The sequence below is a fragment of the Burkholderia sp. Ac-20353 genome, assembly GCF_017104785.1.
Lineage (GTDB): Bacteria > Pseudomonadota > Gammaproteobacteria > Burkholderiales > Burkholderiaceae > Burkholderia.
Genome location: NZ_JAAGPL010000233.1, coordinates 1 through 12495, shown reverse-complemented (window position 1 = coordinate 12495; position 12495 = coordinate 1). Strand labels below are relative to the sequence as shown.

At 67.6% G+C, this 12495-nt stretch carries 10 protein-coding genes and 3 pseudogenes; 8 read left to right on the top strand and 5 right to left on the bottom strand.

The window, feature by feature from the left end:
• Positions 1–499: pseudogene (locus G3N94_RS35775) on the top strand (Na+/H+ antiporter); the annotation flags it as partial.
• On the opposite strand, the gene G3N94_RS35770 reads toward G3N94_RS35775, so the two are convergent.
• Positions 500–4072 carry an indolepyruvate ferredoxin oxidoreductase family protein gene (locus tag G3N94_RS35770; protein WP_205798836.1) on the bottom strand — a complete coding sequence of 1191 codons (3573 nt, stop codon included), beginning with the start codon at positions 4070–4072 and terminating at the stop codon, positions 500–502. It abuts the pseudogene before it with no gap.
• 1148 nt (positions 4073–5220) lie between these two features.
• On the opposite strand from G3N94_RS35770, the gene G3N94_RS35765 reads away from it, so the two are divergent.
• Positions 5221–5835, top strand: coding sequence for a glutathione S-transferase family protein (locus G3N94_RS35765; RefSeq protein WP_205798834.1), 615 nt, complete (start codon positions 5221–5223; stop codon positions 5833–5835).
• 95 nt (positions 5836–5930) lie between these two features.
• On the opposite strand, the gene G3N94_RS35760 is transcribed toward G3N94_RS35765, so the two are convergent.
• Entirely contained in the window at positions 5931–6902 is a 972-nt protein-coding gene (locus tag G3N94_RS35760; protein WP_205798832.1) for an ion channel, read from the bottom strand.
• 214 nt (positions 6903–7116) lie between these two features.
• On the opposite strand from G3N94_RS35760, the gene G3N94_RS35755 reads away from it, so the two are divergent.
• Positions 7117–8349 (top strand): molybdopterin-dependent oxidoreductase, encoded by a 1233-nt coding sequence (locus G3N94_RS35755; RefSeq protein ID WP_241022260.1) that lies wholly within the window; start codon positions 7117–7119, stop codon positions 8347–8349.
• Between the two features lie 10 nt (positions 8350–8359).
• Positions 8360–8686, top strand: a complete 327-nt coding sequence (locus G3N94_RS35750) for a cytochrome c (protein ID WP_205798830.1) — start codon at positions 8360–8362, stop codon at positions 8684–8686.
• 88 nt (positions 8687–8774) lie between these two features.
• On the opposite strand, the gene G3N94_RS35745 is transcribed toward G3N94_RS35750, so the two are convergent.
• Entirely contained in the window at positions 8775–9797 is a 1023-nt protein-coding gene (locus G3N94_RS35745; RefSeq protein ID WP_205798838.1) for a sulfate ABC transporter substrate-binding protein, read from the bottom strand.
• 125 nt (positions 9798–9922) lie between these two features.
• Between G3N94_RS35745 and G3N94_RS35740 the strand changes: the two genes are divergently transcribed.
• Both G3N94_RS35740 and dapA read left to right on the top strand, forming a co-directional pair.
• A complete protein-coding gene (locus G3N94_RS35740; protein ID WP_205798829.1) occupies positions 9923–10105 on the top strand; it encodes a hypothetical protein in 183 nt (60 codons plus the stop codon).
• A gap of 141 nt (positions 10106–10246) precedes the next feature.
• Positions 10247–11140, top strand: coding sequence for a 4-hydroxy-tetrahydrodipicolinate synthase (dapA, locus tag G3N94_RS35735; protein ID WP_205798827.1), 894 nt, complete (start codon positions 10247–10249; stop codon positions 11138–11140).
• A gap of 21 nt (positions 11141–11161) precedes the next feature.
• Here the strand turns inward: dapA and G3N94_RS35730 are convergent.
• Both G3N94_RS35730 and G3N94_RS35725 read right to left on the bottom strand, forming a co-directional pair.
• Positions 11162–11541 (bottom strand): annotated as a pseudogene (locus tag G3N94_RS35730) (type II toxin-antitoxin system VapC family toxin).
• Complete coding sequence (locus G3N94_RS35725; RefSeq protein WP_205798825.1) at positions 11541–11768, bottom strand: type II toxin-antitoxin system prevent-host-death family antitoxin; 228 nt, start codon at positions 11766–11768, stop codon at positions 11541–11543. Before G3N94_RS35725 ends, G3N94_RS35730 begins: the two are co-directional and overlap by 1 nt.
• 175 nt (positions 11769–11943) lie before the next feature.
• Here G3N94_RS35725 and G3N94_RS35720 point away from each other — a divergent pair.
• Positions 11944–12099, top strand: a pseudogene (locus G3N94_RS35720) (LysR family transcriptional regulator); the annotation flags it as partial.
• 205 nt (positions 12100–12304) lie between these two features.
• Positions 12305–12495, top strand: a 191-nt coding sequence (locus tag G3N94_RS35715) for a hypothetical protein (RefSeq protein WP_205798823.1), incomplete at its 3' end; no start/stop codon positions are given.

The following is a 12495-nucleotide window of genomic DNA, read 5'->3' as shown; positions in this document are numbered from 1 at the left end:
TCTTCCGGGCCGCGCCACGGCGCTCTTCGTCGGGTCGGCGGTGATCCTCGGTTCGCTGATCTTTGCCGTGATCGGGCTGCCGCTGCTGCTGCGCGGCGTGCGCTCGACGCGCAACGCGCTGGCCGAGGAAGAGCGCGCCGCGCGCGCGGCCGCCGCGCAGGCGGCCATTCGCGCGATCGACGCGACGCACAATGCGATCGGGGCCGATCTCGACGAATCGGGCTCCGCTCGTTGCGCGGACGTCTCCGCGCGCGTGATGGACCTGTACCGCCGCCGCCTCGCGGCCCTGTCGGACGGCGGCCCCGCGCCGCGCGCCGACGCAAAGCAGGCCGAAGCGATGGAATTGCAGATGAAGATTGCAGCGGTGCGCGCGGAGCGCTCGATGCTGTACCGGATGCGCAGCGATCACCAGATCTCCGACGAGACGCTGACGAAGCTGATCCGCGAGATCGACCTGTCGGAAACAGCGCTGTCGACGCGCAAGAAGGGAATCGTCTGATTACTTCGCGACGACGACCGGAATCCCCTTCAGCATCCCCGCCCCCTTCACCTCATCGAGCGCGTGCTGCACCGCCGCACTCGTCGCCGCGTCGAAGCCGAGCTGCAGCGCGAGTTCGCGCTCGGCCCGCTTCACGCCTGCGAGATTGCGCAGCTTCACGTGACCGAAACCGCGCACGCGTGCGTGCAGGTCGGCGAGTTGCGTGACGCGCGCGGCGTTATCGGCCGTCGTCGCGGCGAGCGCGCGGGTCAGCGTCGTCTCGTAGTCGTCGGCGAGCGCGCGCTCCATCCGGCGCTCGACGGTGCGACCGAACGGATCGAGCGCCGTGCCGCGCAGGCTGCGCACGCGCGCGAGCATGCCGAGCACCGGCCACATCCACTGGCCGAACACACGCTTCTTCGGCACGCTGCCATCACGGCCTGCCTTCGCGACCGTCGGCGGCGCGAGGTTGAACTTCACGCGATAGTCCTGCCCCGGCACGCCTTCGAACTGCGCTTCGAGCGCCGTGCGGAACGCGCCGTCCGCATAGAGGCGCGCGACTTCGTATTCGTCCTTCACCGCGAGCAGGCGATAGAAGGTCGTCGCAACCGCGCGGGTCAGCGCCTCGTCGCCCTTCGCGCGCGCGGCATTCACGAGCGTGCGATAGCGCTCGACGTAGCGCGCGCCGCCGTACGCATCGAGGCGCGCTTCGCGATCGGTGATCAGCTCGCTGACCGTCTCGAGCGCGACCGGCGCCGTCACCGTATGGCGCGCGTTCCACAACGCATCGAGGCCCGCCGCGTCGCCGGCCGCCATCCGGCCGATCGAGAACGCGAGCTTGTTCATCGGCACTGCGACGTTGTTCAGCTCGATCGCGCGCATCATCGCGGCGAGCGACACCGGCACGAGGCCGAGCTGCCACGCGTAGCCGAGCATCAGGATGTTCGCGCCGATCGAATCGCCGAGGAACTTCGCGGCGAGCGCCTGCGCGTCGCAGCTCGACAGGTAGCCGTCGCCGGCTGCGTGGTGCATCTTCTCGAGCAGCGCGTCCGCATGCAGGTTCGCGTCGGGGTTCTGCACGAACGACGCGTTCGGGATCCGGTGCGTGTTGACGACGATCCGCGAACGCTCGTGACGCACCGTCTGCAGCGCTTCCGCGCTCGCGCCGACGACCATGTCGCACGCGAGCAGCACGTCCGCCTGCTGGGTGTCGATGCGCACCTGGTTCAGCCACTTGTCGCTCGACGCGATCCGCACGAACGACAGCACCGAGCCGCCCTTCTGCGCGAAGCCCATGAAGTCGAGCACCGACGCGCTCTTGCCTTCGAGGTGCGCGGCCATGCTGATCAGCGCGCCGACCGTCACGACACCCGTGCCGCCGACACCCGTCACGAGCATGTCGAACGGCGCCGCGTCGAGATGCGTTGCCGGCATCGGCAACGCGTCGACGCGCGCGGCGAGCGCCGCCTCGTCGAACGCCGCGCCCGCGGCCTTCTTCAGCGCCGCGCCTTCGACCGTCACGAAGCTCGGGCAGAAGCCGTTCACGCACGAGAAATCCTTGTTGCACGACGACTGGTCGATGCGGCGCTTGCGGCCGAGCGGCGTCTCGAGCGGCTCGACCGACAGGCAGTTCGACTGCACGCCGCAGTCGCCACAGCCTTCGCATACGGCATCGTTGATGAACAGGCGCTTGTCCGGGTCGGGGAATTCGCCTTTCTTGCGGCGGCGGCGCTTCTCGGCCGCGCAGGTCTGGTCGTAGATCAGCACGGTGACGCCCGGCGTCTCGCGCAACTCGCGCTGCACCGTATCCAGCTCGCTGCGGTGATGGAACGTCGTGCCCTTCGGGAACAGCCCGTGATGGCCGTCGTACTTCTCCGGCTCGTCGGACACGACGACGAAGCGCGACACGCCCTCAGCCTCGACCTGCCGCGCGATCTGCGGCACCGAGATGCTGCCGTCGACCGGCTGCCCCCCCGTCATCGCGACCGCGTCGTTGTAGAGAATCTTGTATGTGATGTTCGCCTTCGCGGCGACCGCCTGGCGGATCGCGAGGATCCCCGAGTGGAAGTAGGTGCCGTCGCCGAGGTTCTGGAACACGTGCTTCGTGTTCGTGAACATCGCGTGCGCGGCCCAGTCGACACCCTCGCCGCCCATCTGGATCAGCCCGGTCGTGTCGCGCTCCATCCACGACGCCATGAAGTGGCAGCCGATGCCGGCCTGCGCGATCGAGCCTTCCGGCACCTTCGTCGACGTGTTGTGCGGGCAGCCCGAGCAGAAATACGGCGTGCGTTTCACCGCGTCCGCCTCGTTCGACAGGATCTGCGGCGCGACGAGATCGACGACGCGCTCGCGCCGGTCGAGCGCGGGCTTGTGACGCGCGAGCCAGGTGGCGAACACCGGCAGGATCCGCGACGGGCGCAGTTCGCCGAGTTCGGACAGCAGGCAAGCGCCTTCGGCATCATGCTTGCCGAGCACGCGCGGGCGCGCGCCTTCGGTGCGGTTGTACAGGTAGTCCTTGATCTGCTGCTCGATCACCGGGCCCTTCTCTTCGATCACGAGCACTTCGGCGAGACCGTCGACGAAGGTCTCGATGCGCGTCATCTCGAGCGGGTACGACAGGCCGACCTTGTAGATCCGCACGCCGGCCGCTTCGAGATCGGCGACGGTCAGGTCGAGCCGGCGCAGCGCCTCCATCAGGTCGAGGTGCGCCTTGCCGCAGGTGACGATGCCGACGTTCGCGTGCGCGGCGGGCGCGATCCACTTGTCGATGCTGTTGGTGCGCGCGAAGTGGCGCACTGCGTCGAGCTTCGCCGCGAGCCGTGCCTCGATCGTCAGGCTCGGCAGGTCGGGCCAGCGGTTGTGCAGGCCGCCCGCCGGCGGCGTGTAGCCGGCCGGTGCGGGCCACTGCGTCTGCAGCGCATCGAGATCGACAGTCGAACCGGATTCGACCGTCTCCGAGATTGCCTTGAACCCGACCCACGCGCCCGAGTAGCGCGACAGTGCCCAGCCGTACAGCCCGAATTCGAGCATGTCGGCGATGTTCGACGGATTCACGACCGGCATGTGCCACGCGATCATCGCGAAATCGCTCTGGTGCGGCATCGACGACGATACGCAGCCGTGATCGTCCCCCGCGACCACCAGCACGCCGCCGTGCGGCGACGAACCGTACGCGTTGCCGTGCTTCAGCGCATCGCCCGCGCGATCGACGCCCGGGCCTTTGCCGTACCACATCGCATAGACGCCATCGACGGTGCGCTCCGGATCGGCCTCGACGCGCTGCGTGCCGAGCACCGCGGTGCCGCCGAGTTCCTCGTTGATCGCGGGCAGGAAGCGCACGCCACCTGCGTCGAGCAGTTTCTTCGCCTTCCACAGCTGCTGGTCGACCATGCCGAGCGGCGAGCCGCGGTAGCCGCTGACGAAGCCGGCGGTGTTCAGGCCCTGCGCGGCGTCGGCCGCGCGCTGCATCAGCAGCAGGCGCACCAGCGCCTGCGTGCCGGTCAGGAAGATCCGGCCGCGCGTCGCGGTCAGGTTGTCGGTCAGACGGTAATCGGATAGGGCGGGCGTGCCGTCGATGGGCAGGCGGGCGGTCATGGGGACGTCTCCTGATTTGTGCAGGTTTCTGCTGTTCTTGGCTGCCGCGGCGGCGCGTCGGGAGACGCATCGGCCGGTGGCAGCGGAATGGCTCTATTTTTTCGCGCAGAACGGAGAATGTTTTTCCTCATCTTGCGCAGACGGCCCCGCAGCGAGAAAAACTACCCAGCATTTGTCCGGGATTTGAGTGAGTTCTCGCGCATGGGGGACCGGCGGCGGATCGACGGGGGATTGATGAGGGGGGGTGACGGGTGTGCGGTTCGCCGGCGAAGCCGCGGGTTGTGGGGACAGCAGGTCGCGGCAGAGCGGCAGCCGCTCGTGCGCCGCGCGACGCGGGCTTGGCCGAGTTGGGGCGCTGGCGCTCACCTTTATAATGCACAGGGTTTTGAGTTCCCCGGAGACGGGAATATCCACATCGGAAACGCGGCGCAACGTGGTCGATCAGGCGCTCATGCTCACCGTTGAAATCCACAGTGTTTCGAGTCGCCGCGGCGGGCGCTTATCCACATCGGAATCAGCGCCTCTTCGATCAGGCGCTCGTGCTCACCGTTGAAATCCACAGTGTTTCGAGTCGCCGTGGAAGGTGGTTATCCACATCGAAACCAGCGCCCCGTTCAATCTGCCGCTCACCCTCACCGTTAAAATGCACAGGATTTCGAGTGGCTGTGGCGGGTGGTTATCCACGTCGGAATCGGCGACGCATTCGATCAGGGGCCCGTACTCACCTGTGAAATTCACAGGGCTTCGAGTCGTTTTGGGGGCGGAATATCCACAACGCATGTGCCAGCGTGACCGGCCGCTAGCGCGTCGATCGAATCCCTTCGCTCATCCCCATGCACCGGCCGGGCGCGGGCCTCGCAGCCCGATGTATTCGACCGCGGGCAATACCCTCACCATGAGAATGCACAGCATTTTAACTAGTTAATTCATGACTAGTTATTCCATCATCTTCGTGTCCGCGTCGGTTCAACCGCTGCGTCGCGATGATCGCGTCGGTCGGCTCGACGGTTGGCCAGCGACATCCGGACGCTCGCGGCTTACCGGCCCACCTCGCCACTCACCAGCCGCCCGTCGCCGGTCGCCCCTGTCCGAACCTCCACGGCTCGGGTACGCTAGACCAACCACCGACACCAACTCGCGGAGGCGCGATGAAGCTCTACTACTGGCCGAAGACCCGGGCGTTCCGGGCGTTGTGGATGCTCGAGGAAATCGGCGCGGCCTACGAGCTGGTGCCGATCGACCTGCGCTCGCACGAGCAGGGCAGCGACGCGTTCATCCAGGTCAATCCGATGGCGAAGCTGCCCGCGCTCGACGACGGCAGCACGCCGTTCGCCGAATCCGGCGCGGTGCTGCTGTATCTCGCCGACCGCTTCCAGGACGCGCAGCTCGGCGTCGCGCCCGACGACCCGCAGCGCGGCCGCTTCCTGCAATGGATGTTCTTCACGCCGACCTGCCTCGAACCGGCGATGGCGGAGAAATTCACCGGCGCGTCAGGCAACCCGGTCGCGTTCGGCTGGGGCAACATCACGCGGGTGCAGCGTGCGCTTGCGCAGACGCTCGCCCACAGTCCGTGGCTCGTCGGCGAGCATTTCACCGCGGCCGACCTGTTGCTCGCGAGCACGCTGAAGATCGCGTTCGACGCACATCTGCTGCCGCACGAAGGCGTGCTCGGCGACTACGTCGAGCGCGCGGAAGACCGCGACGGCTTCCGTCGCGCGATCGCAATCGAGCAGCGCGAAGCGGCGCGGCTGCTGCATCCCTGACGCGCATCTTGCCCGCTGCGCGTCGAGGATCCCGCCGCGCCTGCGACGCGTCGCTGCCCGCCGTCGGGCGGCGGCCGTCCGGACCCGAACCCGCGCTATACGGTCGGCGCGCCCGGGCCTGCCGCGTGCCCTGCGGCAGACACGACGGTCGCACCGGGCATGCCGCCCGCGGTGTCGGCGTCGACCGGCACGATCTCGTGAAAACGCGTGTAGTCGATGTGCGTGATACCGCCCTCTTCGTACATCAGGTCGACATAGCGTTGGAACCAGCGGATCTCGCCGTGCTCCCATGAATGACGCGCCTGCATCACCTGCGCGGTCGTCTCGTCCGAGCCTTCGATCGTGATCATCAGCAACGCGTCGCGCGCCGCGAGCGATTCGGCCGTCTCGCCGGCGAGCGGGCTCGACTCGTCGATCACGTGCATCAGGTTCCAGCCGAGCAGGAAGATCGGATGCTCGCTGCGCACGAGCGGCAGGTCATGGATCTTGCGCAGCGTGTAGCCCTCGGGCGTACCTTCGACACGCATCAGACGCAGCTTCGCGCGCGCTTCGGCGATCACGTTCTGGCGCGCGTTCGCGACCCGCACCATCAGCGTCATCCGGCCGTTCAGCGGCCGCACGATCGCGTAGCGCGCGAACAGGACCTTCGCGCGCGGCCGCGAGAAACGGGCAAACACGAGCCCGGTGGCCAGCGCGATCCCCGACATCCCGATGAAGATCTCGAGTGTCGCGACGAGGTGAGCGTAGACGGTCTGCGGATGCATGTCGCCGTAGCCGACGGTCGCGAGCGTCTCGACGCTGAAGAAGAACGCGCCGCCGAACCCGGCCGGCGACTGGTTCGCGATCGGCGCATGGCCTAGCATGTACAGCGTCGCGAAGCAGCCGTTGAGGAGCAGGAACAGCACCGCGAGCGACAGGAAGAACACGGGCCAGCTCATCGTGAGTGCGCGGTGATAGAAATCGCGCCACCCGAGTGACGGCATCCCGTACGCGATCACGTGTTGCGTGCCCGACCAGATCTTGCGGCCGCGGCCGCGGGGAGTTGCGGAGGAAGGATCGACGTTCATCGCGCGGCGCCGGAAGCTGGAAGCGGGAAGGCGATGAGCGTAGCACGCGGGTCGCTCGAGCGGAATTGCGTGGCGCGGGCAGGACCGGATATTGCGCGGGATGGCGCCGAATAGCGCCTAATATGAATTCAACCCCGGCCCGCATGATCCCGTGCTCCGTGCCGGGCGAACGGTTGCGCTACCCACCGACAGATCGGCTAACCCGGGAGTCGCCATGGCCGCCCCACACGATCCTCAACGCCGTCACCTGATGCAGGCTGTCGCGGCAGGCGGCATGCTGGCCGCCGGCAGCGGCTGGTTCCGCATCGCGCACGCCGCCGACGCAGTCTCGATGCCATTCGAGAACGGGCTGCGCGAGCTGACGCGTGCGTTTCCGCAGAAGGGCGAGATGCTGCTCGTGCGCACGCGCCCGCCGCTGCTCGAAACGCCGTTCTCCGTCTTCGACGACGGCGTGTTCACGCCGAACGACCGGTTCTTCGTGCGCTGGCATCTGGCCGGCATCCCGACGCGAATCGACGCCGGCGCGTTCCGGCTCGCCGTGCGCGGGCACGTCGACCGGCCGCTGGAACTGAGCCTGCACGATCTCGCGCGCGGCTTCCCGCATGTCGAAGTCGCCGCCGTCAATCAGTGCGCCGGCAACTCACGCGGCTTCTTCAAGTCGCGTGTGGCCGGCGGCGAGTGGGGCAACGGCGCAATGGGCAACGCACGCTGGACCGGCGTGCGGCTCAAGGACATCCTCGACCGGGCGGGCGTGAAGGCGGGCGCAGTCCAGGTTCGCTTCAACGGCCTCGATTCGGGTGTGCTGCCCTCGACACCGGCCTACATCAAGGCGCTAGACGTCGATCGCGCGCGCGACGGTGAAGTGATGGTCGCGTTCGCGATGAACGGGCAGCCGCTGCCGCTGCTCAACGGTTTCCCGGTGCGCCTCGTCGTGCCCGGCTGGTATTCGACGTACTGGGTGAAGATGCTGCACGACATCGAAGTCATCGACCGCCAGGACGACAACTTCTGGATGGCGAAGGCCTACCGGATTCCCGACACGCCGCACGCGAGCGTTGCGCCCGGGCAGGCCGGCTTCGCGACCGTGCCGATCGGCCGGATGGTGCCGCGCTCGTTCATCACCAGCGTCGCCGACGGCGCGGTGGTCGCGCGGGACCGCGCGCAGACGGTCCGCGGCATCGCGTTCGGCGGCGACACGGGCGTGCGCAAGGTGCTGTTCTCGGCAGACGGCGGCGCATCGTGGACGGTGGCGCGGCTCGGAAAGGACTACGGCAAATACAGCTTCCGTCGCTGGGAAGCGCAGTTCACACCACGGCAAGCGGGACGGGCGATGCTGCAGGTGAAAGCGGTCAACTCCGACGGTGTCGAGCAGCCCGACACGCCGAACTGGAACCCGGCCGGCTACATGCGCAACGTGGTCGAAACGACGAACGTGTTCATCGCTTGAGGAGCCGAACATGACGAAGACGACTGCCGCCCTCCTGCTCGCAGCGATGACGTGCGCGTTGAGCACGTCGGCGCGCGCTGCGCCGCCGACTGCAACGCTCCAGGTCGAGCTGCCCGGCGATGTGCGCAAGTTTCCGCCCGGCCCGGGCGCCGACCTCGCGGACCTGCACTGCCTGCTCTGCCATTCGGTTGGCATGGTGACTCGCCAGCCGCCGCTGTCGTTCGACGAGTGGAAGGCGGAGGTCGTGAAGATGCGCGCGGTGTATGGCGCGCCGCTGCCGCCGGACGCAATCGACGACCTGGCCCGATACCTGACTTCGATCAACGGAAAACCGTGACGTGACGCATCGCGGCAGCGGCGCTCGGGCCGGGGCGTGCGCGCCGCCCGCCGCGCACCGTGCCGCACCATACAGCATCAAACCGCCGTCACTGCCGGTCGACGATCACCCGGTCGAACGTGCCGCCGTCCGCGAAGTGGGTCTTCTGCGCGTTCGCCCAGTTGCCGAACACCTGTTCGACGCTGAACGTCTTCAGCGGCCTGAACTCCGCCGCGTGCTTCTTCAGCACGTTCGGATCGCGCGGACGCAGGTGATGCTGCGCAATGATCTCCTGGGCTTCCGGCGTGTACAGGTAGTCGAGATAGGCCTGCGCGACCTTGCGCGTGCCCTTCTTGTCGACCACCTTGTCGACGACCGCGACGGGCGGCTCCGCGAGGATGCTCGCCGACGGATACACCGCGTCGAACTGCGCGCCCGACGCGCCTGTGTCCATCAGCGCGACCTCGTTCTCGAACGTGACGAGCACGTCGCCGATGCCGCGCTGCGTGAACGTCGTCGTCGCGCCCCGGCCGCCCGAATCGAGCACCGGCACATTGCGGAAGATCGCCTTCTCGAAGTCGAGCGCCTGCTGGTCGGTCGCGCCCTTCTGCTTCTGATAGCCCCACGCGGCGAGATACGCGTAGCGGCCATTGCCCGACGTCTTCGGGTTCGCGATGATCACCTGCACGCCCGGCTTCGCGAGATCGCTCCAGTCCTTGACCCCCTTCGGGTTGCCCTTGCGCACGAGGAACACCATCGTCGTAGAGTACGGCGAGCTGTTGTCGGGGAAGCGCGCGCGCCAGTCCTTCGGCAGCAACTGGCCGCGCTCGGCGAGCAGGTCGATGTCGTTCGGCTGGTTCATCGTCACGACGTCGGCCTGCAGGCCTTGCAGCACCGACAGCGCCTGCGCGCTCGACGCGCCGTGCGATTGCCTGATCGCGACCGTCTCGCCGGTCTTCTGCCTGTACGAAGCGGCGAAGCCCGCGTTGATGTCCTTGTACAGCTCGCGCGTCACGTCGTACGACACGTTCAACAGCGACGTGTCCGCGTGCGCGGCCGCCGTCGCAACGACCAGCACCGCCGCCGCGACGCCCTTGAACAGCCGGCCGCCGATTCCGTTCGTGTATCCCATCGTTGAATGCCCCGCTTCCAGTGGTTGATGCGTGACGGTGCGCGCACGCACCGTCATCGAAACGTAAGCGGGCATTCTAGCGGCGGGCCGCTCCGCGCCATCCAATCAGTCGTGGAATGCAAAGCATGAATCCTGCTAAACGGCGCCAGCCGCTCACGCACGCGCCCGATCTGATGCTAAGATCACCGCTCAGCCCACTTTTCGGTTCATCCATGTCCGATGTCCTGTGCCCGCATTCGATCCTCGCTGCCATCGCAGCAGGTGCACGCGCGGCCGGGCTGAAACTGAAAAAACGACACCTCGACTGACGGGGATGTCGCGTCCCGTCAGGCGAATGCCGGACGGGATGCCCGCAGGTCGTTTCTTTCTCCTCGCTTGCACGCCTCGCTCCGGCTCCCGCGCCGGCGGAACGGTTATCTCCCATATCCGTTTTCACCAAGAGGCTCTGCATGCAATCACGTTTCGAAGGTATCTGGCTGCCGATCATCACGCCGTTTCACCACGGTGAAGTCGACCACGCGGCGCTCGCGCGGCTCGCGCGCCGCTACGCGGGCGCCGGTATCGCCGGCTTCGTCGCGGGCGCGACGACCGGCGAAGGCGCGCTGCTCGACGCACGCGAACAGGACGCCGTGTTCGCGACGCTCCGCGACGCCGCACCGGACCACCCGATCGTCGTCGGGCTGACCGCGAGCGCAACGCATTTCGCCGCGACCCGCGCGCGCGAGCTCGCCGCGCTGCGCGCCGACGGGCTGCTCGTCACGCCGCCCGTCTACGTGCGGCCGACGCAGGACGGCATCCGGCGGCACGTCGAGGCAATCGTCGAAGCCGCCGACCTGCCGGTGCTCGTCTACAACATTCCGTATCGCACCGGCGTGAACGTCGAATTCGACACGCTACAGGCGCTCGCGCGCGATCCGCGCGTCGCGGGCGTCAAGGAGTGCGGCGGCACCCTCGACCGGATGACAAGGCTCGTGCACGAGACGCCGCTCGCGATCCTGTCCGGCGACGACAACCAGAACTTCGCCGCGCTGTGCGCGGGCGCGCACGGCACGATCGCGAGCAGCGCGCACCTGTTGCCCGAGTGGCACGTGCGCATCCACGCGCTGCTGCGCGACGGGCGGCTCGCCGACGCGCGGCGGCTCGCGGTCGCGCTGCAGCCGCTCGTCGCGGCACTGTTCGCGGAGCCGAATCCGGCGCCCGTGAAGGCGCTGCTGGCCACGCAGGGCTGGTGCGAGGATGGATTGCGGCTGCCGTTCGTGCCCGCGAGCGACGCGCTACGGGCGAAGCTGGTCGAGCTTCATGCGGCGCTGGAAGCGTCCACGCCGGCTGTCGCGGCAGCGTAGGATTTCGATCCCGAAACTGTTTCAGACTGTCAGGATTCGGGACTCGCCATATTGCGCGAGGTGGCTGTCGGCCGTGACGAGCAGCAACGGTTCGCACCACGCCTGCGCGACGAGCAACCGGTCGAACGGGTCGCCATGATGATGAGGCAGATGGCGCACGGCAGCGCCGTGCGTGGCCCGGACCGGTAGCTCGCGGTACTTGCTCGCCTTGATCTCATCGACGAGCAGATCCACGTCGACGTCCAGCTTTCCCTTCCCGGCTTTGATCGCCATCTCCCAGATGCTCGCACTGCTGACGAACACGGCATCGGCGGCGGTGATCAGCCTGCGCGCGCGAACGCTCAGTTTCGGATCATCGCCCGCATCCACAGAAAGATGTGCGTATCGACCAGCAACCGCATTATTTCCCTTCGAACTCTGCCAGCTCTTCAGCGGAAAGCGGCGCATCGAAGTCGTCGGCAATCCATATCTGTCCCTTGAGGGCGCCGAACCGATGGATGGGCTCGAGCGGCACGAGCCGGACCGACTGCTTGCCGTCCTGCGTGATCACGACGCGTTCGCCGGCGATCGCGGCATCGAGAAGCCGCTGCAGATCGAGCGCGGCTTCGTGAAGGTTTGCAACTTGCATAATGGCCTCCATTGAGTGACCACCATTGTCGCGGGAATCGGCAAGTCCCTCCAGTTGGCCGAACGGGTAGCAAAGGCGCGCGGGTCGATCAGGTTGAACGGGACAGACGCACGCCGCGACGCATCTCACCGCGCCCGCGCCACACGTCAAAGCCCCTCTGTCGCCAGCGCGCTGCGCGGCGGGCACGCTCGTGCGCGTGGCGGCGATCCGCGTGACCGATGTGTACGCACACTATGTCGTCTGGCGTCCCGACCATCCGAAGGAAGCGGCGATCCGCACGTGGCTCGACTGGCTGCGCAGAGAAGAGCGCCGCCGCACGCCGCGCCGCTGACGCGAAGGCGGCTTCGTCACCCGCTTGCGGCTCGTGGTTCGTACGCTGCGCGGGCCGTGAAGCGGCCTGCGCGCAGGTCAACATGCGCGCCTTCCCACGGAATACGTTCGCCGATTGCGACATAATCGCAAACGTTTCACCGAAACGCCTCATCGAATCGGCATACTCACAGACGTTCCGGATCAGCCGTCATTGGAGAGATACGATGCGCCGCGTTGCCACCGCCCTTGCCCTTTGTGCCGCGATGTTCGCCGCCGCCTGCAGCGACGACGCACCGCACGGCGCGCAGACGGCCGACGGGACGCAGCAGGCCGGCTCATCGGCCGGCGCGGCAAGCGCGTTCAACAGCGCCGCGCCCGATGGCCATCCCGCGTCGGACGCTGCCGCGCCGCTCGC